General features: G+C 63.9%; 20 protein-coding genes and 1 riboswitch. Of the genes, 11 read left to right on the top strand and 9 right to left on the bottom strand.

Going from position 1 to position 21229, the window contains the following annotated elements; all coding sequences use genetic code 11:
• Positions 1-41: 41 nt before the first annotated feature.
• From ACWFUC_RS01915 to argB, 4 genes are all read left to right on the top strand, one after another.
• Entirely contained in the window at positions 42-884 is an 843-nt protein-coding gene (locus ACWFUC_RS01915) for a biotin--[acetyl-CoA-carboxylase] ligase (protein ID WP_121040651.1), read from the top strand.
• Entirely contained in the window at positions 881-1681 is an 801-nt protein-coding gene (locus tag ACWFUC_RS01910; protein ID WP_489623946.1) for a type III pantothenate kinase, read from the top strand. Before ACWFUC_RS01915 ends, ACWFUC_RS01910 begins: the two co-directional genes overlap by 4 nt.
• 68 nt (positions 1682-1749) lie before the next feature.
• A complete protein-coding gene (locus ACWFUC_RS01905; protein WP_034331769.1) occupies positions 1750-2532 on the top strand; it encodes a hypothetical protein in 783 nt (260 codons plus the stop codon).
• A gap of 131 nt (positions 2533-2663) precedes the next feature.
• Entirely contained in the window at positions 2664-3557 is an 894-nt protein-coding gene (gene argB, locus ACWFUC_RS01900) for an acetylglutamate kinase (RefSeq protein ID WP_121040645.1), read from the top strand.
• Positions 3558-3643: 86 nt separating this feature from the next.
• Here argB and ACWFUC_RS01895 read toward each other — a convergent pair whose 3' ends face one another.
• Complete coding sequence (locus ACWFUC_RS01895) at positions 3644-4546, bottom strand: TraB/GumN family protein (RefSeq protein WP_489623945.1); 903 nt, start codon at positions 4544-4546, stop codon at positions 3644-3646.
• Positions 4547-4641: 95 nt separating this feature from the next.
• Here ACWFUC_RS01895 and ACWFUC_RS01890 point away from each other — a divergent pair, with 95 nt between their 5' ends.
• Positions 4642-5379, top strand: coding sequence for an HAD-IA family hydrolase (locus ACWFUC_RS01890; protein ID WP_034331773.1), 738 nt, complete (start codon positions 4642-4644; stop codon positions 5377-5379).
• 22 nt (positions 5380-5401) lie between these two features.
• On the opposite strand, the gene ACWFUC_RS01885 is transcribed toward ACWFUC_RS01890, so the two are convergent.
• From ACWFUC_RS01885 to ACWFUC_RS01870, 4 genes are all read right to left on the bottom strand, one after another.
• On the bottom strand, positions 5402-5974 hold the full coding sequence (locus ACWFUC_RS01885; RefSeq protein ID WP_134223582.1) for a Fur family transcriptional regulator: 573 nt from the start codon (positions 5972-5974) through the stop codon (positions 5402-5404).
• Positions 5975-6109: 135 nt separating this feature from the next.
• Positions 6110-7102, bottom strand: coding sequence for a tyrosine recombinase XerC (gene xerC / locus ACWFUC_RS01880; protein ID WP_489623944.1), 993 nt, complete (start codon positions 7100-7102; stop codon positions 6110-6112).
• Positions 7103-7136: 34 nt separating this feature from the next.
• The gene (locus ACWFUC_RS01875; protein ID WP_039783642.1) at positions 7137-7805 is read right to left on the bottom strand and encodes a DUF484 family protein; all 669 of its coding nucleotides are present in this window, start codon (positions 7803-7805) and stop codon (positions 7137-7139) included.
• A 252-nt stretch (positions 7806-8057) separates the two neighbouring features.
• Positions 8058-9287, bottom strand: coding sequence for a porin (locus tag ACWFUC_RS01870; protein WP_489623943.1), 1230 nt, complete (start codon positions 9285-9287; stop codon positions 8058-8060).
• Positions 9288-9654: 367 nt separating this feature from the next.
• Between ACWFUC_RS01870 and ACWFUC_RS01865 the strand changes: the two genes are divergently transcribed.
• A complete protein-coding gene (locus ACWFUC_RS01865) occupies positions 9655-11271 on the top strand; it encodes a tetratricopeptide repeat protein (protein ID WP_489623942.1) in 1617 nt (538 codons plus the stop codon).
• Between the two features lie 103 nt (positions 11272-11374).
• On the opposite strand, the gene dapF is transcribed toward ACWFUC_RS01865, so the two are convergent.
• The 3 genes from dapF to ACWFUC_RS01850 are packed head-to-tail and all read right to left on the bottom strand — an operon-like array spanning position 11375 to position 14023.
• A complete protein-coding gene (gene dapF, locus ACWFUC_RS01860) occupies positions 11375-12238 on the bottom strand; it encodes a diaminopimelate epimerase (RefSeq protein ID WP_288065077.1) in 864 nt (287 codons plus the stop codon).
• A 58-nt stretch (positions 12239-12296) separates the two neighbouring features.
• Positions 12297-13181 (bottom strand): LpxL/LpxP family acyltransferase, encoded by an 885-nt coding sequence (locus ACWFUC_RS01855; protein ID WP_310838777.1) that lies wholly within the window; start codon positions 13179-13181, stop codon positions 12297-12299.
• A complete protein-coding gene (locus ACWFUC_RS01850) occupies positions 13178-14023 on the bottom strand; it encodes a lysophospholipid acyltransferase family protein (RefSeq protein ID WP_489623941.1) in 846 nt (281 codons plus the stop codon). The genes ACWFUC_RS01855 and ACWFUC_RS01850 overlap by 4 nt, the downstream gene beginning before the upstream one ends.
• 189 nt (positions 14024-14212) lie before the next feature.
• Here ACWFUC_RS01850 and metK point away from each other — a divergent pair, with 189 nt between their 5' ends.
• The 4 genes from metK (at position 14213) to metF (ending at position 18487) form a co-directional block, all read left to right on the top strand.
• Positions 14213-15376: a methionine adenosyltransferase gene (gene metK / locus ACWFUC_RS01845; RefSeq protein WP_489623940.1), complete on the top strand. Its 1164-nt coding sequence runs from the start codon at positions 14213-14215 to the stop codon at positions 15374-15376.
• A gap of 219 nt (positions 15377-15595) precedes the next feature.
• Positions 15596-15685, top strand: a riboswitch (S-adenosyl-L-homocysteine riboswitch).
• A 49-nt stretch (positions 15686-15734) separates the two neighbouring features.
• Positions 15735-17141, top strand: a complete 1407-nt coding sequence (gene ahcY / locus ACWFUC_RS01840; RefSeq protein WP_121041348.1) for an adenosylhomocysteinase — start codon at positions 15735-15737, stop codon at positions 17139-17141.
• A gap of 153 nt (positions 17142-17294) precedes the next feature.
• The gene (locus tag ACWFUC_RS01835) at positions 17295-17648 is read left to right on the top strand and encodes a phage holin family protein (protein WP_008332818.1); all 354 of its coding nucleotides are present in this window, start codon (positions 17295-17297) and stop codon (positions 17646-17648) included.
• Positions 17645-18487, top strand: a complete 843-nt coding sequence (metF, locus tag ACWFUC_RS01830; RefSeq protein ID WP_121040626.1) for a methylenetetrahydrofolate reductase [NAD(P)H] — start codon at positions 17645-17647, stop codon at positions 18485-18487. Before ACWFUC_RS01835 ends, metF begins: the two co-directional genes overlap by 4 nt.
• Positions 18488-18532: 45 nt before the next feature.
• Here metF and ACWFUC_RS01825 read toward each other — a convergent pair whose 3' ends face one another.
• Positions 18533-19129 (bottom strand): 5-formyltetrahydrofolate cyclo-ligase, encoded by a 597-nt coding sequence (locus ACWFUC_RS01825; RefSeq protein WP_489623939.1) that lies wholly within the window; start codon positions 19127-19129, stop codon positions 18533-18535.
• 34 nt (positions 19130-19163) lie between these two features.
• Here ACWFUC_RS01825 and ACWFUC_RS01820 point away from each other — a divergent pair, with 34 nt between their 5' ends.
• Complete coding sequence (locus ACWFUC_RS01820; protein WP_489623938.1) at positions 19164-21164, top strand: lytic transglycosylase domain-containing protein; 2001 nt, start codon at positions 19164-19166, stop codon at positions 21162-21164.
• Positions 21165-21229: the final 65 nt, after the last annotated feature.

Genomic DNA, 21229 nt, shown 5'->3' with positions numbered 1-21229 from the left:
CACTACCCCGCGCAGGCGCGCTCTGCCGTTACAATGCCCGCATGACACTGACTTTTCCCATGCCCGCCGAGTCTGAATCGGCACCGCTGGTGCGTCCCGAGCGCATCGGCATGCTCCTGGCCGGTTCCGATCCCCAGGGGCAGCAACGCATCGATGTCGAAGCCGTGGCCGAGACCGGTTCCACCAATGTCGACCTGATGCAGCGCCTGTCGTCCCTGCAGCGTCCGCTGCTGCTGGTGGCCGACCGCCAGACCGCCGGCCGTGGCCGCGCGGGCCGTCCGTGGCGCGCCGCACCGGAAGATTCCCTGACCTTTTCGCTGGCCTGGCGCCTGCAGCGTCCCATGCACGCGCTGCTGGGTCTGCCGCTGGCTGTGGGCGTGGCGCTGGCCGAGGCGCTGGAAGTGTTCGGCATCCGGCCGCAACTGAAGTGGCCCAATGACGTCTTGCGCGATGGCGCCAAGCTGGCCGGTGTCCTGATCGAGACCGCCGCGGATGGCCGCCAGGGCAATGCCACCTGGGCCGTGATCGGCATCGGACTGAATCTGGCGGTTCCGCCGGGGCTGGAAGATGAACTGCAGCGCGCCATCGGTGCGGCCCCCGAACTGCAGAAGCCGCCGCGCGAAACCGTGCTGGCCATCATCGCCAGCGCGCTGGCAGGCGTATTGGAAGAGTTCGAGGCGCGCGGCTTCGGGGCCTTCGTCAAGCGCTGGGAAGCCTTCCACGCCTATGCCGGCCAGGCCGTCAAGATCGTCGAGAATGGCCGCGTGCTGCAGGAAGGCACGGCCGTGGGCGTGGACATGATGGGCCGATTCCTCATGGACACCGAGGCCGGGCAGGTCGAGATCCTGGCCGGGGATGTCTCCTTGCGGTTGCAAGACGCATGAGGCTGCTGGTCGACGCCGGTAACACCCGCATCAAGTGGGCGGTCGTGGCTGATGCGGATCGGAGTATGGCGCCGTTGCCGCGCTGGCAGCAGCAAGGCGCGGTGGAACGCGCCCAGGTGGAGATGCTGGCACGGGACTGGGGGGCACTGGCCAGACAGGCTGCTCCTGAGGAGGAGTTGCAGATCTGTGTGTCCAACGTCGCCGGCCCGGCCCTGCGCGACAGCCTGCAGGCCCTTCTGCACGGTGTCTTCGGACCGCGTGTGATCGTCGAATGGTTCGCTTCCACCGCCGAGCGGGCTGGCGTGCGCAATGGCTACCGCCAACCCGGCCAGCTGGGCTGCGACCGCTTTGCAGCGGCCATTGGCGCGCGGGCCCTGTTTCCGGACCAGGAGTTGCTGGTGGCGACCTGCGGCACGGCCACCACCATCGACGTGGTCAGTGCCGACGGGTGCTTCGAGGGCGGCATGATCCTGCCGGGATTCGGTACCATGGCCACCTCGCTGGCCTTGAATACCGCCCAGCTGCCGCGCATCGATGGCGCCGCACCGCCCGAACGCCTGTTTGCGGACAATACCGTCGAGGCCATCGTCGCCGGCTGCATCGCGGCCCAGGTCGGAGCCATCGAGCATGCGCTGGCCGAGCGGCGGCGCCTGCGTCCGAACGTTCCGCTGCGCTGCCTGCTGGCCGGGGGCGCCGGCTTGTTGCTGGCGCCGTATCTCGCATCGGGCGATACGCCACTGGAAAAAGTGGATAATCTGGTGCTCATAGGCCTTCATATGGCCACCATGCGGGTATGAACCATGGACGCTGAGCGCTTGTCCATGCAGACAGGCAAATCAATGAGGGCAAGGAAGACTGGGCGCGGATGAAGCTGAAACTGCTTTTTTGGCTGTTGCTGGTAGGTAACGTGGTCCTGTTCGGGATGTCGCGCGGCTATTTCGGTGCCAACGCGTCCGAACGGCGCGAGCCGCAGCGCCTGGCTGAGCAATTGCGCCCGGAACTGCTCAGCGTGCTGCCCGCCAATAGCGACAAACTCGCGTCGCAACTGCGCGCGCAGCCAGCGATCGCGCAGGCCGCCGCTGCCGACACTGGGACGGCGGCCGCAGCGCCTGCCCCTGCGGCCACCCCCGCCACGGCAGCCCCGGCCCAGCCAGCGGTCCCGCAGGTCGCCACGGTCACGCCTTCCTGTACCGAAGTCGGCAACTTTACCGCCGCCGACGCCCGCCGCTTCTCGGACCAGCTGGCCAGCCTCAAGCTGGGCGACAAGGTGGTCCAGAAGCTGACCCAGGACGTCACCAGCCACATGGTCTACATCCCGCCCCAGGATGGCCGCGAGGGCGCGGACCGCCGCATCGCCGAACTGCGCCGGCTGGGTATCGGCGATTTCTACGTCATTCCAGACAGTTTCCCCAATCCGGCACTGCGTTCGGGCGTCTCGCTGGGCATCTTCCGTACCGAGGAGGCGGCCAAGGCCTATGTGGGCCAGTTGATCTCGCGGGGCGTGCGCAGCGCCCGCATCATTGCGCGCCGCTCGGGGGCCGGCAAACAGGTATTCCAGCTGCGCGACCTGAGCCCGGAAGCCCGCACCGCACTGGAGAACATCAAGAGCGCCTTCCCGGATCAGGAAATCCGCGCCTGCAGCGCCTGAGCGCGGCGGCGTTGTCTGGATAGGACACGCCGCATGTTGCAGTGCGAAGGCAAGCGGCTTTCCATGTAAAATCGCGTCCCTAACCGCATCACCCCATCACCTTTTCCTCATCGCATCGACAGGACATTGCCATGACCACCGACCTCACCCACGTAGCCCCGCAGATCAAAGCCGAAATCCTGGCCGAGGCGCTGCCGTATATCCGCAAATTCCACGGCAAGACCATCGTGGTCAAGTACGGCGGCAACGCGATGACCGAAGAGAGCCTGAAGCACGGCTTCGCGCGCGACGTGATCCTGTTGAAGCTGGTCGGCATGAACCCGGTGGTGGTCCACGGCGGCGGCCCGCAGATCGATGCGGCGCTCAAGAAGATCGGCAAGCAGGGGACCTTCGTGCAGGGCATGCGCATTACCGATGAAGAAACCATGGAAGTGGTGGAATGGGTGCTGGGCGGTGAGGTGCAGCAGGACATCGTGATGCTGATCAATCACTATGGCGGCCAGGCGGTGGGCCTCACCGGCAAGGACGGCGGCCTGATCCGCGCGCGCAAGATGCAGATGCCGGACAAGGAGCATCCGGGTCAATTCCTCGACATCGGCTACGTGGGTGAGATCGACGCGATCAACCCGGCGGTGGTCAAGGCGCTGCAGGATGATGCCTTCATCCCCATCATCTCGCCGATCGGTTTCGGCGACGACGGCCAGGCCTACAACATCAATGCCGACGTGGTGGCCGGCAAGATCGCCGAGATCCTGCACGCCGAAAAGCTGATCATGATGACCAACATCGCCGGTGTCCAGGACAAGGCCGGCAACCTGCTGACCGATTTGTCGGCGCGCGAGATCGACGAGATGTTCGCCGACGGCACCATCTCCGGCGGCATGCTGCCCAAGATCTCTTCGGCGCTGGATGCGGCCAAGTCGGGCGTGAACACGGTACACATCATCGATGGCCGTATTGAACACTCGCTGCTGCTGGAAGTGCTGACCGAGCAGGCCTTCGGGACCATGATCCGTTCGCACTGATCGCGGCGCGGTTCGGTTGTAAAAAAGGGATGAGCTTGCTCATCCTTTTTTGTTCACAGCGTTTTGCAGCGCCGTAGTGGTCGCGTTCAGTAAAGTTGCCTGACCTGCAAGCCCTGCTTTTCCAGCAGCACCGGCACGCTGTCCGGCCCGACCAGATGCAGGATGCCGATAGCCGCCACGGCCTTGTCCTGTTGGCGCAGCAGGCCGGCAATGCCCGCCGCCAGGCCAGGATTGCGCTCACGCAGCAGGGTTTGCACCGCAAAGCGGCTGGCCAAACTGTCATCCTGCTGCATCTCCTGCAAGGCGGCACCGAAGTCGGCACTGTCGGCCCTGCGCCAGGCCGCCACCAGGCGATCGAGCTTGCGGGTGAGGTCGGCATCGTCCAGCTCCTGCAGGGTATCGGACAGGAATTGCGCCTGCTGCGCCGGCGTCAGCTTGCTGAACAGGCCCAACTGGCGGTCGGCGCTTTCCAGTTCGATCACCTTGCCGCCATGTGCGCGCACCGTCGCAGCCAGATGGCTGTCCACGGCCAGGTCGGTGCGATAGCCGTGGCGCACATATTCCTGCACGGTCAGGGCCATGGCCAGCATCCAGGGACGCAGTTGCTGCACGTTGTCCGGCGTCATGCCGAAACGCTGCAGCGTGGTTCGGGTCCGTTCGCGCAGCGCCGGGTCGAGTTGGTCCAGCAGTTGTTGACCGGCAGGATAGACCGCATAGCGCTGCACTGCGCTCTGCATGGCGGCGGCGTTCTGCGGATCCAGTTCCAGCGCCAGCGTGGGGGCGGCGGCCAGGGCTTGCTGAAGTTTCGGTTCCAGCGGATAGAAATCGGGCGCGCCGACGTGGATGGTGCCAAACAGCAGCAGCGTATGGCGGCCATCGGAGACCTGGTAGAGCGCGCCGCGCGGCGGGGCGGGCGGAGCTGCATCGGCTGGCGTCGCGGCGCGGGCCGGGGAGAGCAAGTTCAGGCAGGACAGCCAGGTCAAACTCACTATAATCAAGCGTTGCATCAATCCGGTCACTGCTGGCCTTTCTTTCCTAGCTTGCTGAAGGTGCGCCCCGGCGACGGCGGCGCGCCGGTCTTTTTATGGCGTCCAATACTACACCGCTCTGGCTGTTCGATCTCGACAATACCCTGCACAACGCCTCGCACGCGATCTTCCCCGCCATCAACACCAACATGAATCGCATCATCAAGCGCGTGCTGGACAACGATGGCCAGCCCAGCGACGAAGCCGCGGTCAATTACCTGCGGCGGCATTACTGGAAGCTCTACGGCGCGACCCTGCTGGGGCTGGTGCGGCATCATGGATTGGGGGTGGATGAATTCCTGCATGAAGCGCATCTGTTCGACGACCTCCCGGGCATGGTGCGCGCCGAGCGCGGCATCGGCCGCTGGCTCTCGCAGTTGCCGGGGCAGAAGATCCTGCTCACCAATGCGCCGCGCCGCTATTCGCGCGAGCTGGTGCGGCACCTGGGGCTGCACCGGCATTTCTCGCATCACATTTCCATCGAATCCATGCACGTGCATCGCCAGCTGCGCCCCAAGCCTTCGCGCATCATGCTGCGCAAGCTGTTGGCGCGCCACAAGGTGGCCCCACGGCGCTGCATCCTGGTCGAGGATACGGTGGATAACCTCAAGAGTGCCCGCGAGTTGGGCGTGCGCACGGCATGGGTCACCCAGTACCTGCGCGGTAGCCAGGCCCTGCTCGGGCACATGGGAGGCCAGCGTGCGCTCAGTCGCCTGCCGGGTTTTGTCGATGTGAAGGTTCGTTCAGTGCGGCAGCTGCCGCGACGGCTTGCGGCGCTGGGGGCTGCGCGCTGACCTGAAGGGATGTGTCAAAAAGTCAGTCGGCGCAGTCGGCGCACCAGCCTTTGATGGTCAGTTCCACTTCGTGACTCTGGAAGCCCTTGCCCAGGGTCTTGCGCAAGGCCGACTGCAGTTGCGCGGCGGTGGAGCGGTGACGGTCGGCATCGGGCAGCACGGTGGCCAGGAAGTCGGTGCCATCGCTGGCATCCAGGCAGAACACGCGGTTGCAGCGGGTGCACTTGAAGTGGCCGTGCTGGTGTTGTTTGCCCTGCGCATGGTCGTGCAGCCCGTGTTCAGCGTGATCGGCACCAGCGCTGTAGCGGAAGATGCGGTCGTCGCTGGAGATCTTGTGTGCCAGGCCGGCTTCGGTCAGGCAATCCAGGGCACGGTAGAGGGTGACCCGGTCCATGTCGGCAAAGCGATCCTGGATATCCTGATGGGAGGCGGCGCTGCGGGTTTCCAGCAGCGCGCCCAGGACGTTGACCCGGGCTTGCGTCACGCGCACGCCGGCCTCGCGCAGCTGCGCCTCGGCCAGCGCGGTCACCGTCGCAGCCTGGGCGGCGGTGCTGGCGGGAGAGGAGTCGGCGGCTTTGGCTTTCATGGTCGGCATGGGCGAGTGTGCTGGGCCAGCAGGACTGGCGAAAGGATTCAGTAGCACGTGGCGTGCGGAAGCCTCCATTTTAGCCGATCACGGCCCGGCGCTCGCGGCGGCGCGGCCGGCGGCCGGACTGTGGCTCGTCAGTGACTATTTCTCGCCGCCCTTGCGGGCGCGCGGATGGGCCTGGTCGTAGACCTGGGCCAGGCGCTGGAAGTCCAGTGCGGTGTAGACCTGGGTGGCGGTGATGGAAGCGTGGCCCAGCATTTCCTGTACCGCCCGCAAGTCCCCCGAGCTCTGCAGTACATGCGAGGCGAAGGAATGCCGCAGCATGTGCGGATGGACGTCGGCCGGCATCTCCACACTCTTGCCATGCGCTTTCAGGCGCAGCTGCGTGACCCGAGGCGACATGCGCGCTCCCCGTTCATTGAGAAACAGCGCATGGCCATCCATGCCGCCATCGGCCTTGACCAGACTGGCGCGCAGGGGCAGCCAGTCGCGGATCGCCTGCAGCGCGGCCTGCCCGACCGGGACCTTGCGCTTCTTGCCGCCCTTGCCGGTCACGGTGACTTCCGCTTCTTCCAGATCGATCCAGCCTGCTGATTCGTAAGGGCCTTCGCGTACATCTTTCACATCAATGCCGGCCAGTTCAGAGACCCGCAGCCCACTCGAATACAGTAGTTCGAACATGGCCCGGTTGCAGGCCGCCAGGGTGGAATCGGGGTCGCGCGCCGGATCGGCCTGGGAGACCAGGCGGATGGCTTCGTCGGCCGGCAGGGCCTTGGGCAGGGGTTTGCTCTTCTTGGGCGGCTTGACGCCGTCGACCGGGTTGGCAGGCATCGCCTGTTCCACGGCCAGCCAGGCGAACAGGCCGCGCCAGGCCGACAGCTTGCGCGAGATGGAGCGTGCATTCAGCCCGCGCGCATGCAGGCGCGCAGCGCATTTGCGGATCTGGGCCTGGGTCACGCGCTGCAGCGCGGGTTCGGTCTCTTGCGGTTGATCGGCGGGGGCCAGCAGGGCGCGCAGCTCCTGCAGGTCGCGCGCATAGCTGTCCAGCGTGTGCGGCGACAGCTTGCGCTGGCTGCGCAGGAAGGAAAGATACTGTCCGATCAGGGAAGAAGCCGGGGAAGCTGGGCCATCCATGCCATGACTCCCGGTGGGACGCGCTCGGCCGCGCTCAGCGCAGCAGGCAGGCCAGCGCGGCGCTGCCGGTTTCGCCGATGCGGGTCAGGAAATCGGTGCCCATGTCGGCAGTGAAGCGATTCGGATCGGGCGATCCCAGCACCAGCAAGCCGAAGGCTTCCGGTGCCGCACCGACGCGCAGCGGCAGCATGGCGACCGACTTCACGGAGGCGGCATCGTCCAGCCAGGTCGCGGCTTCGAAATCCTTGTTGGGACCGCAGAACGGGGCCGACAGGCCATTGGCGAAGATGCGGGCGTCGTCCGAGACTTCCTGCGTGGCCCAGTTGCCGGCGTGGGCCGGGCCCAGGTTCCACAGGCGGACCGTCACTTGCGGCACGTGGAAGATTTCCTGCAGGCGGTCCACCAGCACGCGCGGCAGGTCATCGGCATCGCGCGTGAGCAGCAGGGCGCGGCTCCATGCCTGGAATTTGCTAGTGATCTCGTCGTTTTCCTGGGCGATGCGCATGAGATCGGCCATGCGCAGCTCCTGTACGCGGATCTTCTCGCGCAGGATTTCCATCTGGCGTTCCTGCAGCGACACGGCGCGGCCCATGACCGGGCTGGTGAGCTTGACCGTCGAAAGCAGTTCGGCATGCTCCTCGAAGAAATGAGGGTGGTCGAGCAGGTAGTCGGCAATCAGGCTGGAATCCAGTTCGGTGGTCATCGTCGCGGGGTCTGTGTTGGAGTGCCGGTGGCGCGCGGGGAGGGGCGCACCGGAAGTATCGCGAGATTATCCTCGCTATCGGACACACTGACAATCATCGGCGCCGTTCAGGGTAGTTGGACGGGGCGATGGCTGCGGATGAGGGCAAAAAGAAAGAGGCCTGCATGATTGCTCATGCAGGCCTCTTTCGGTACGACTCAGGTTCAACTCAGGTTGAGACCGATGTGTTCACACCGGTTTCAGGTCCTTGAATTAGAACTTGTGACGGATACCAACGGCAACAGCGGTTTGGCTGGCGTCGGAGCCAGTCGAATCACCCAGGACGCCGGTGTTGACGATATCCGAAGCGCGGGTGTTGGCGACGAAGGCGTACAGGTCGGTACGCTTCGACAGCCAGTAGTCAGCACCCAGGCTGTACTGGGTCAGCTTGCCCTTGGTGCTCACGCCGTCGAAGTCAGCACGGGTGTGAGTCACTGCGCCCAGCAGCTTCAGGGACGGGGACAGCGAGTAAGCGGTACCCAGTTCGTAGATGTCAGCCTTGGTCGAACGAGCCAGGGTACGGTTACCCAGAGTCGACAGAGCGCCGACGCCGATGGAGGTCAGGTTGGCTTGGGTGTTCAGGTCTTGCTTGACGCGCGACCAGTTACCGTACACGCGTGCCGGGCCGAACTGATAGCTGGCAACCAGGTTCCAGCCCTTGTAGGCGGTCGAACCAGCGTTGGCGCTGTTCAGAGCGGTGGTGTTCTGGTAGTTCTGGGTTGCGGTCAGAGCGGCGGAGGTGGTGCCAGCTGCCGGAGCAACGCCTTGGATCAGCGAAGTGTCAGACGGGGTCGAACCTTGCTTGGACTGGTAGTAGTTCACACCCAGACCCAGAGGACCGTTGTCGTACTTGGCACCCAGACCGAAGGATTGACCAGCGGAGGTCTTGCCAGCGGTTTCGCCGAAGCCGTAGATCAGGTTACCAGTGAAGCCGCTCAGGTTGGCGGTGGTGTAGCTGATCGAGTTGTTGGTACGGGTACCTTCCAGACGGTTCAGGTTGTGGCCGACAGCACCGGTCACGCCACCGAAATCGTTGACGGAGGTGTAAGCGGAGATGGTGTCAGCGAAGTCGGTTTGACGACCCAGCAAGACGGTACCGAAGCCGCCAGCCAGACCAACCACGGACTTGCGACGGAACAGGTTGGAGGAGGTCACGGCGTCGGAACCTTGCAGGCCGCCGTTGTCGTTGGTGAAGCCGGTTTCCAGTTGGAACACAGCCGACAGGCCGCCACCCAGATCTTCAACGCCCTTGAAACCAATGCGCGAACCTTGGACGACGCCCGAATTCAGGCCGAACTTGCTGCCGGTGCCCGAACCAACAGCAACCTTGCTGGTGTAAACAACACCGGTATCAACGATACCGTAGATAGTAACGGAGCTTTGTGCTTGAGCAGCACCTGCGAACGCGCCGAGGACGGCCAGTGCCAGCAGAGATTTTTTCATTTGACATCCTTCTATAAAAATAGTCTTGAGGATCCGTACTTCTGGTCGGATGGTGAGACATTAAGGGTTCTCATTTGGCGTGGCCGCAGATTGGTCACGTGGAGGGAGGAATTTTGGTTGAAAGCGTCAATCCACGGATGGAGTGTTGTTTTTTTCAAACGCTTTCCTGCCCGTCAATGCATGACAGGCAAATTTTGGCTTGCAGCGTGTCACTCATTAACGGCATGGCCGAGCAAAACTTGATCCGCCCCGTCTCGTCAACAAGTTTGTTGTTAAAACGATGCATTTGGATACTTTTCTAGGGAATTTTAAAAAAATGTCGATTGTGCGGCATAATTTTGGCTTTCTGACCTGATGTGGAGGCTGGATGGCCAATCGCGAGGATCTAGCAATCATCCGGGCAGCACGTGCCGGAGATGCCCAGGCGCAACTGAGCCTGGGCCAGCGCTACCTGTTTGGCGGCAATGGTTTGCCGCAAAGTCCGGGCACCGCATGGCACTGGCTGGAGCGGGCTGCCCGCCAGGGCTTGGCCGATGCCTGGATGCTCATTGCCCGGCATATTCCCTATGAAGTTGTGAGCCAGCTGGGCAAGCCGCACGAAGCTGCGCAATGGTACGAGCGCGCCTTCGAGGCGGGGGCCACGCGCGCTGGTCTGACCTTGGCGCGCCTGGTCCTGGAACACCCTGCCGGCGTGGCGGCGGCCAGTCCCGAGCAGAAGAACCGCGCGCTGCGCGCGCTGGAAACGGTGGCAGCGGAGGGCGATCCGGATGCCCAGTGGCTGCTGGCACGTCAGGGCGAACGCATGCTGGTCCCGACAGCAGTATCGTCAGAGGCCGCAGCCGATGTGGCGCCAGCGGCGGCGGCGATGGTCAGGCCCGAGCAATTGCAGCAGTGGACGCAGAAAGCCGCCGATGCCGGCATCGAGCAGGCCCAGCATGCGCTGGCCGACAGCGCCTGGCAGCAGTCCGACTTTGTGGCCTTCCGCCAGCGCGCCCAGCCCCTGGCCGATGCCCTGTTGCGCCAGCATGAACAGCAAGTGGCGCAGCTCAATGCTCCTTCGGAGGCGCTGGCTGCAGCGCTCGGTGCGCAGAACATCCAGTTGCTGCGCCGCCTGGCCGAAGTGCACCAGTCCGACAAGCGCCCTGATCTCCTGCAGGCCCAGCAACTGCTGGAACTGGCGGCCCTGGCCTGCGACCGGGATGCGCAACTGGCCCTGGGCCTGTTGTATGGGCGGGTAGATGCCTCGGGTGAGCGCCGATTTGCCGGACAAGGCTCGGCCAATTACAAGAAGGCCATCCGCTGGCTGACCCTGGCGGGCGAGCAGGGGATGGCAGCGGCCTGGTTTGTTCTTTCCCGTATCTATTTGAAGCCGGAATTTTCACAGCGCAACCTTGCCGATGTGCAGCATTATTTGGAGCGTGCCGCCGAGATGGGTCATGTGGAGGCGCAGCTGGAATGCGGCGTGGGCGCGTGGCGCAACCGGCGTGACGATCCCGCCAATGACGTGCGTGCGCTGTACTGGTTGCAAAAGGCGGCAAGCCAGGGTGCGCAACAGGCGCAAGCCTTGCTCGACAAGGTGGCGGATCGTCCGCAATCTGCCGCCTGGGCCGTGCAGGCCCGCGCACAGATGAGCCGCGAGCAGGTCAATGCCCATCCCTTCCTGGCCGCCCGCATCGAGCTGGCCATGCTGTTTGGCCTGACCCGGCCGGAAGCCCTGCTGATCGACCTGAAGCAGGCGGATTGCGGACATTGCCTGATGATCGACATCCGCAGCCAGTACGCGCGCAGCAAGCGGCGGCTCATCATGGTGGAGACCGGCGAGCAGCGTGGCACGCTCAACCGTATCGGACGGCTCTTCGAAGACATGGACTGCGGTCCCAGCGGGCCGGAAGGCAACTACCGCCAGCGTCTGTACCGTCTGAAGACCGTGCTGCCCCAGTCGCAGGAAGACGAGGAAGCCGAGACCCAGGATCTGGCGGCCTGACAGATTCAGAAGCACTGATCTGCGCAAGTCATGCAGCGCAAATGGAAAGCGGCTTGCTGATGCTTCAGCAAGCCGCTTTGTTATATCTGCTGTCGGTCCGGGATCAAAGCGAATCAGGCAGTTCGATTTCGCCTTCAAACACCGTCACCGCAGGGCCGGTCATCATCACCGGTTCGCCCGGGCCGGCCCAGGCGATGTTGAGCACGCCGCCATGGGTCTGGACCGCTACCGGCGAATCCAGCAGGCCACGGCGGATACCCGCGACGACCGCGGCACAGGCGCCGGTGCCGCAGGCCAGGGTTTCTCCGGCACCGCGTTCGTAGACGCGCAGATTGATGTGATGGCGATCCACCACCTGCATGAAACCCGCGTTGACGCGCTTGGGGAAACGTTCATGGTGCTCGATCAGCGGTCCGTCCACCAGGACCGGGGCCGCTTCGCTGTCCTCCACCACTTGCACCGCATGCGGGTTGCCCATCGACACCACCGAGATCCAGGTGGTCTTGCCGGCCACGTCCAGCGGCCACAGCGTGTCCTCGGCTTCGGTGCGGTGTTGCAGGCCGCGGCTGTCGAAGGGGACGTCGGCCGGCGTGAGGATGGGCGCGCCCATGTCCACGGTGATCTGGCCGTCTGCTTCCAGGCGCGGTTCGATTACGCCGGACATGGTTTCCACCCGGATCGCCCGCTTGTCGGTCAGGCCCTTTTCGGTAACGAAACGCACGAAGGCGCGCGCGCCGTTGCCGCATTGCTCCACCTCGCCGCCATCGGCGTTGTAGATGCGATAACGGAAATCGACGCCAGGGGCTTGCGCCTTTTCCACCACCAGCATCTGGTCGGCGCCGATGCCGAAGCGGCGGTCGGCGATGAACTGCCACTGGGCTGGGGTGAGCGAAATGGCCTGGTTCACGGCATCAAGCACGACGAAGTCGTTGCCGGCACCATGCATCTTGGTAAATTTGATTTTCATCACATCATTATAAGTACGCCGCGCCCGATTCACAGGGCGCAGGGAGGGAGATCAGGGCCTAGTGCTGGCCCTTGCGGTAGACGTCGGGCTCGCCCGGGGGCCGGTTCTTGAAACGCTTGTGCGCCCAGAAATATTCGGCCGGGGCTTCCAGCACGCGTTCTTCGATGAAGGCATTCATGCGGCGGGTGGCGGCCACGATATCGTCGCCCGGATAGTTTTCCCAGGCCGGATAGAAAGTGGTCTTCCAGCCGCGATAGCCGGGCAGGAAGGTGGTGATCACCGGCACCACCGACGCGCCGGTGGCCGCCGCGATGCGGGCGGTGGCAGTGAGCGTCGCGGCCGGCACGCCGAAGAAGGGGACGAACTCGGCATCGCGGGTGCCGAAATCCATATCCGGCAGCATGATGAAGGGCAGGCCCTCGCGCATGGCGCGAATGATGGGTTTGACCCCTTTCTCGCGCGCCAGCAGGGTCACCGGGCGGAAGCGCGAGCGCCCCTTGAGCAGGGCCTGGTCCACCACTTCGTTCTGCTGGCGGGAGTAGATGGTGCAGACCGAGTAGTCCGAGTTGAGCACCAGCGCGATGCCGGGAATCTCCAGGCAGACGAAATGCGGGCACAGCAGGATGGTCGGACCCTTGTCGAGCGTCTCGAAGGGAACGCCGGGCTCGACCTGGATCAGGCGCTTCAGGCGGGACTCCGGGGCCCACCACAGGATGCCGCGCTCCAGGGCGCTGCGGGCGTAGGCCTGGAAGTGGCGGCGGGCAATGAGGCGGCGTTCCTCTTCCGATTTCTCGGGAAAGCACAGCCGCAGGTTGATCAGGGTGATCCGGCGGCGCGGGCGCATATAGATATAGAGCAGCCAGCCCAGCGCCTCGCCCAGCCGTCCCAGAATGGGCAGCGGCAACCAGTGCAGCAGCCACATCAGCCCGATCAGGGCTCTCATTGAGTGGCTCCCGGCGGGGTCACGCCCGGGGGCGTCTTGTAGCGGTTGTAGCTCCAGATGTATTGCGCCGGGCAGCGGGCGATCAGCTTTTCCATGGCGGCGTTGATGGCACGAGCCTGTTGCTCGGGCGTTTCGCCCAGTTCACCTTCAAAGGCCACGAAATGGATGGCGTAGCCGCGTCCCCAGGACAGGCGCTCGGCATAGGCCAGGATGATGGGCGCGCCGCTCATCTGTTGCAGCTTGGCTGGCAGGGTCATGGTGTAGGCCGGCTTGCCGAAGAAATTGGCCCACACGCCTTCGCCATTCTGCGGCACCTGGTCCGGCAGCAGGCCGATGGCCTGGCCATTCTTCAAGGCCTTGAGCAGGATACGCACGCCGGACAGGTTGGCCGGTGCCAGGTGCAGGTTGGCGCGGGCGCGGGCACCCTCGATGAGCGGCTTGAGTGCGGCCTTGCGCGGTGGGCGGTACAGCACGCTCAGGCTGTGATGGCGCGCCACCGACTGCGCCGAAATCTCGAAACAGCCCAGGTGCGGGGTGAGGAAGACGATGCCGGCCTTGGCGTCCAGTGCCTGCTGGACCAGATCCCAGTTGACGATGCGCGCCGTGCGCAACACCCGTTCCGGGCGGGCGCACCAGATGAAGGGCAGCTCGAACATGCCCTTGCCGGCTTCCCCGACCGATTTCCACAGGCTGCCGCGATGGCCGGCCAGGGTGATGTTGTCAGTCAGGCGGCGGCGATAGGCGGGCGAGAGCAGGAAAACCAGCCAGCCCACCACCACGCCGAGGGCATGCAAGGCCGGCAGCGGCAGGAAAGAGAGCAGGCGGAATAAAGAAACGAGCATACTTGCCGATAACAAAAAGGCGGAGTTGCTCCGCCGTCAAATTGCAGAAAAATGCAAGACGCGTAAAATAGCACAAGCCGTCGAGTTAATGACAACTTGCGAGACGGGGTACAAATATCGCTAAAGCGTCGCAGGCACGACTAACGATGGGCCGCGACATTGGTAAATCGTTTTCAGTCAGAGGCTTGCATGTCCAACGAATATCTCTTCACTTCCGAATCCGTCTCCGAAGGCCATCCCGACAAGGTTGCCGACCAGATTTCGGACGCCATCCTGGATGCCATTTTCACCCAGGATCCTCAATCCCGCGTCGCCGCCGAAACCCTGTGCAACACCGGTCTGGTGGTCCTCGCCGGTGAAATCACCACCCGCGCCAACGTCGACTACATCGATGTGGCCCGCGAAACCATCAAGCGCATCGGCTACGACAACGCCGACTTCGGCATCGACTACAAGAGCTGCGCCGTGCTGGTGGCCTACGACAAGCAATCTCCCGACATCGCTCAGGGCGTGGACGAAGGCCGTGGCGTTGATCTGGAGCAAGGTGCCGGCGATCAGGGCCTGATGTTCGGCTACGCCTGCAATGAAACCCCGGAACTGATGCCTGCCGCAATCTATTACGCCCACCGCATCGTCGAGCGCCAGTCGCAACTGCGCAAGGATGGCCGCCTGCCCTGGCTGCGTCCGGATGCCAAGTCGCAGGTCACGCTGAAGTATGTGGATGGCAAGCCGGTCGCCATCGATACCGTGGTGCTGTCGACCCAGCACGCGCCCGAGATGGAGCAGAAGGACATCCACGAAGCCGCCATCGAGGAAATCGTCAAGCCGGTGCTGCCGGCCGAGTGGCTCAAGAACACCCGCTACCTGATCAACCCGACAGGCCGTTTCGTCATCGGCGGCCCGCAGGGCGACTGCGGCCTGACCGGCCGCAAGATCATCGTCGATACCTATGGTGGCGCGGCGCCCCACGGTGGCGGCGCTTTCTCCGGCAAGGATCCGTCCAAGGTCGACCGTTCGGCTGCCTACGCCGGCCGCTATGTGGCCAAGAACATCGTCGCTGCCGGCCTGGCCGAGCGTTGCCAGATCCAGGTGTCCTATGCCATCGGTATCGCCAAGCCGACTTCGGTCATGGTGACCACCTTCGGCACAGGCAAGATCAGCGATGAAAAGCTGGCCCAACTGGTCCAGGAGCACTTCGACCTGCGTCCCAAGGGCATCGTCCAGATGCTGGATCTGCTGCGTCCGATCTACGCCAAGACCGCCGCTTACGGCCACTTCGGCCGCGAAGAGCCGGAATTCACCTGGGAGCGCACCGACAAGGTCGCCGCCCTGCGTGCCTCGGCCGGCCTGTAAGCCAGCCCATCCGGCACGCGCCGGCTTGCAGCATGCACAATGAAGCGCCAATGCATCTGCAAACCTGCTCAACAGGCGTGTGAAGAGCGATTCACACGCCTGTTCCGAGGATTGACTAACGCCTGACCCGCGCTACAATGCTGTTCCCGCGAATGAAGATTCGCGCACTGTTCCGATGTTGGCATTGCGTCCGGAACGCCAAATCTCACAATGCCTCACCGCTGCAAGGAGCGTTGCGACAGGGACATCCCCTGCCAGGCTTGAAGCGGTGAACAGGCGCAAGTCGCCTGGCAACCGCGCTCACGTTACTTTTTTTCTGGCTTTTTCATGAAAGGAGGGCGTGAACAGCGCCATTGCCATGACCACCAATCCTACCCAAGACTACATCGTCGCAGACATCAAGCTGGCCGACTGGGGCCACAAGGAAATCAAGATCGCCGAAACCGAAATGCCGGGCCTGATGGCGATCCGCGAGGAATTCGCTGCCTCCCAGCCCCTGAAGGGCGCGCGCATCACCGGTTCGTTGCACATGACCATCCAGACCGCCGTGCTGATCCAGACCCTGGAAGCACTGGGCGCCAAGGTGCGTTGGGCTTCCTGCAACATCTACTCGACCCAGGATCACGCTGCTGCGGCCATCGCGGCCAACGGCACCCCGGTGTTCGCCGTCAAGGGCGAAACCCTGGATGAGTACTGGGATTACACCCACCGCATCTTCGAATGGACCGACGGTGGCTATTCCAACATGATCCTGGACGATGGCGGCGACGCCACCGTGCTGCTGCACCTGGGCACCCGTGCCGAGGCGGACATTTCGGTGCTGGACAAGCCGGATTCGGAAGAAGCCGTGTGCCTCTTCAACGCCATCAAGCGCACCCTGGCCAAGGACCCGCAGTGGTATTCCAAGCGCATCAAGGAAATCAAGGGCGTCACCGAAGAGACCACCACCGGCGTGCACCGCCTGTACCAGATGTTCAAGGAAGGCAAGCTGGCTTTCCCGGCCATCAACGTCAACGACTCGGTCACCAAGTCCAAGTTCGACAATCTGTACGGCTGCCGCGAATCGCTGGTGGACGGCATCAAGCGCGCCACCGACGTGATGATCGCCGGCAAGGTCGCCATCGTGGCCGGTTACGGTGACGTCGGCAAGGGTTCGGCCCAGGCCCTGCGCGCGCTGTCGGCGCAAGTGTGGGTCACCGAGATCGATCCGATCTGTGCCCTGCAGGCCGCCATGGAAGGCTATCGCGTGGTGACCATGGACTACGCCGCCGAACATGGCGACATCTTCGTCACCGCCACCGGCAACTACCATGTGATCACCCACGAGCACATGAAGAAGATGAAGGACCAGGCCATCGTCTGCAACATCGGCCACTTCGACAATGAAATCGAAGTTGCCGCCCTGAAGCAGTACACCTGGGAAAACATCAAGCCGCAGGTCGACCACGTGATCTTCCCCGATGGCAAGCGCATCATCCTGCTGGCCGAAGGCCGCCTGGTGAACCTGGGTTGTGCCACCGGCCACCCGTCCTACGTGATGAGCTCGTCCTTCGCCAACCAGACCATTGCCCAGATCGAACTGTTCGTCAACACCAAGGACTATCCGGTCGGCGTCTACACGCTGCCCAAGCACCTGGACGAAAAGGTCGCCCGTCTGCAATTGAAGAAACTCAATGCGCAGTTGAGCGAACTGACCGCCGAACAGGCCGCCTACATTGGCGTGAAGGTCGAAGGCCCCTACAAGCCTGAGCACTACCGCTACTGATTCCTGCCTGGCGCCGGCCTTCTCTTGATTTGAGGGGCCGGCCCTGCAGTCTCAGTATCATCTCCCGCCTGCGGACCTTGCATCCCCTCTTGAGGTGATGCAAGCTTCACGGGTGTCTTCATCACTCCCCCGACGGGATCGAAAGGTTTTTTCATGCGCCTGCTGCTGACCTGGCTCATCAACGCATTGGCCTTGCTGGCCGTTCCTTACCTGATGCACTCGGTGCAGGTCGACAGCTTCGGCTCGGCCCTGCTGGCCGCGCTGATCCTGGGGTTCGTCAATACCATCGTGCGCCCGGTGCTGGTGGTGCTGACCCTGCCGGTGACCATGCTCACCCTGGGCCTGTTCATCCTGGTCATCAATGGCCTCATGTTCTGGGTTGTGGCGCAACTGGTCGGCGGCTTCCACGTGGCGGGCTTCTGGTCTGCGGTCGGCGGCGCACTGCTCTACAGCATCGTGTCCTGGGCACTGTCCACACTGTTGCTGAAATCGGGTTCGAATCAATGAGTACACATAATTTCAGTATCGAATTTTTCCCGCCCAAGACTGCCGAAGGGGCGGAAAAGCTGCGCGCTACCCGCGCCCGGCTGGCGGCGCTGGCTCCGAAGTATTTCTCGGTGACCTTCGGTGCCGGCGGTTCGACGCAACAAGGTACACGCGATACCGTGCTGGAAATCATCGGTGAAGGCCACGAGGCCGCACCGCACCTGTCCTGCATCGGCAGCTCGCGCGCCAGCCTGCGCGCCATTCTCGAAGATTACCGCTCCCAAGGCATCAAGCGCCTGGTGGCTCTGCGCGGCGACCTGCCCAGCGGCTATGGGGCGATGGATCAGGCTTCGAGCGAATTCCGCCATGCCAATGAACTGGTCGAGTTCGTGCGCGCCGAAACCGGCGACTGGTTCCACATCGAAGTGGCCGCCTATCCCGAGATGCACCCGCAAGCGCGCTCGCCGCAGGACGATGTGCAGAACTTCGCACGCAAAGTGAAGGCCGGTGCCAATTCGGCCATCACCCAGTATTTCTACAATGCCGACGCCTACTTCCGCTTCGTGGACGAGGCCGCCAGACTGGGCGCGACCGTTCCGGTGATTGCCGGCATCATGCCCATCACCAACTACACCCAGCTGATGCGCTTCTCGGACATGTGCGGTACCGAGATCCCGCGCTGGATCCGTCTCAAGCTGGCCAGCTACGGCGACGATACCGAATCGATCCGCGCCTTCGGCCAGGACGTGGTGACCCAGCTGTGCCAGCGCCTGCTGGCTGGCGGTGCGCCCGGTTTGCATTTTTATTCACTGAACCAGGCAGGGCCGACCGAGGCGATCTGGCAACAACTGGTGAAGTAGGCGGAGATTGCCTTTCCAAGCCGGACCTGGGTCCGGCTTTTTTCTTCATATATCGTCGAAAATGACGCCATCCAGCGCGATGTCGTGCGCCTGCGCTTCGAATTCGACCCGTCCGAAGCCGTGGCAGACCCCCACCGCCAGCGGCCGCGGACTGGCCGCCAACGTGCGGTCGTAGAAGCCGCCGCCATAGCCCAGACGGCATCCTGCCGCATTGACACCCAGGCAAGGAATCAGCAAGGCCTGCGGCTGCACGATGGTGGTCTCGGCCGGTGGCACGAGTGTTCCCATCCCATCCTTTTCCAGAGGATCGCCAGGCTGCCAGGCGCGAAATTCCAGCGCCGAATCTTTATCGACCACCACCGGCAGGCACAGGTGCACCCCGCGCGCGGCCAGCGCGTTATAGGCCGCAGACAGATCCGGTTCGCGCCGGATCGGCTGGTAAACCGCCAGGCTGTGGATGGCGTACGTGGTGCACCAGTCCAGTACCCGCTGCCCGATGATGGCATCGGCTGCGATCTTGTCCTCGTCAAGCAGGGCCTTGCGGCGCGCCAGCAGCTCGGCGCGCAGGCGCTGTTTGTGAAGGGCGGCCGCCTCCTGTTCCGTCGGTGGAGGGAGCGTATCGCGTGCTATGCTTGGGTTCATTATTTGTTCCAACAATCTGCATGAAGAAGCTTGCATGAGTATGCGTCCGAAGAATCATCCGTTCAACCAGCGCCTGCGCGCGCTGGCCGCCTCCGTGGCGCTCCCCCTGGCGCTGGCGACCGGCGCCATGCTCACCGCTGCGCCCGCCGCCCACGCCCAGAAGCGCGTGGCCCCGGACGCCGCTCCTGACGATATTTTCCTGGCCCTGCGCCAGGCGGCCGCCAGCGACAACGCCGCGCTGGCGCAAGACCTGGCCTCGCGGCTGTCGGGCTATGAGCTGGCGTCCTATGTCGATTACTACCGGCTCAAGCCGCGCGTGCGCGACTACAGCGCCAGCGAGCAGGAGATCCGCGATTTCCTGGCACGCTGGGACGGCCAGGCCATCGTTGATCGCCTGCGCAACGACTGGCTGCTGGCCCTGGGCAAGACCGGCAACTGGGCCGTCTTCGATGAGCAGTACCCCAAGTTCGTGCTCAATGATGATACCCAGGTCAAGTGCTTCGCCCTGAACTCGCGCGCGCTCAAGGGGGCCAATGTCGCCGAGGAGGCGCGCACCCTGCTGAGCAATCCCAAGGACTACGGCCAGGGCTGCAGCGACCTGATTGCCACCCTGGCGCAGAACGGCCAGTTCAGTGATGCCGACGTCTGGTTCCAGATCCGCCAGGCCGCCGAGAACGGCAATGCCACCGTGGCCCGCCGTGCGGCGGTGCTGGTCGACAGCGGCGATGTCAGCGTGACCCAGGTGATGGATCGTCCGGCGCTGATGCTGGCCAAGGGACCGGGCCGTGGCCCGGTGAACCACCAGCTCTACATCATCGCGCTGGGCCGCATCGCCAAGACCAATCCGTCCCAGGCCGCGACCTATCTCAACGATGCCGGCCGCAACATGAGCTCGCAGGAAGTCGCACAGGCTTGGGCACAGATCGCCCTGGCCGCATCCTACAAGCTGGCACCGGAAGCCTCGGACTACTGGCGCAAAGCCAAGGACGCGCCGCTGACCCAGGATGCGATGCAATGGAAGGTCCGCATGGCCCTGCGCGACGGCGACTGGAAGACCGTACGCAAGACCATCGAAGCCATGCCGGCCCCGCTGCGCAGCGACACCGCCTGGGTCTACTGGCTCGGCCGTGCCCTGAAGGCCGAAGGCCAGAACGAGGCCGCACGCCGCCTGTTCGAATCGATCGCGCCCAACTTCAGCTTCTATGGCCAGCTGGCGCTGGAAGAGCTGGGCCAGCAGATCACCATTCCGCCCGGCCCGACCCCGCCGGGTGCCGGTGAAGTGGCGCTGTATTCGCAGAACGCCGGCTTCAAGCGTTCGCTCAAGTTCTATCAGCTGAACCTGCGCTTCGAAGCCATCCGCGAATGGAACTGGGAACTGCGCAACATGACCGACCGCCAGTTGCTGGCCGCCGCTGAATACGCACGCCAGAATGATGTGCTGGACCGCATGGTCAACACCTCCGACCGCACCAAGACCGAGTTCGATTTCACCCAGCGCTTCCCGGCACCGCACCTGCCCGAGATGAATGCGGCCACGCGACCGCTGGGCATGGAGAACGCCTGGGTCTATGGCCTGATCCGCCAGGAGTCGCGCTTCATCAAGTCGGCCCGTTCGCATGTGGGCGCTTCCGGCCTGATGCAGCTGATGCCGGCCACCGCCAAGTTCGTTGCCAAGAAGATCGGGATGACCGAATTCACGGCTGACCAGGTCAATGACATCAACACCAACCTGCTGCTGGGCACCAGCTATCTGGACATGGTGTTGAACAACCTGGAAGGCTCGGAAACCCTGGCCACCGCCGGCTACAATGCCGGCCCCGGCCGTCCGCGCACCTGGCGCGCGACCTTGCCGCGTCCGGTCGAAGGGGCGATCTTCGCCGAGATCATCCCTTTCAATGAAACCCGGGGCTATGTCAAGAACGTGATGTCCAATGCGACCTACTATGCGGCCATGTTCGAGAACCGCCCGCAATCGCTGAAGCAGCGCATGGGTACGGTGGCCCCCAATGCCAACGTCGCCACCGACCTGCCCTGATCCCATCGCCGCGGCCGTCGTCCCTCGTTGACGCGGCGGCCAGCGGTTCCCCCTGGAAATCGGAG

It is taken from the genome of Herbaspirillum sp. Her4 (genome assembly GCF_057961335.1).
The sequence above is the reverse complement of the archived record's forward strand: the minus strand, read 5'-3'. Positions and strand labels throughout refer to the sequence as shown.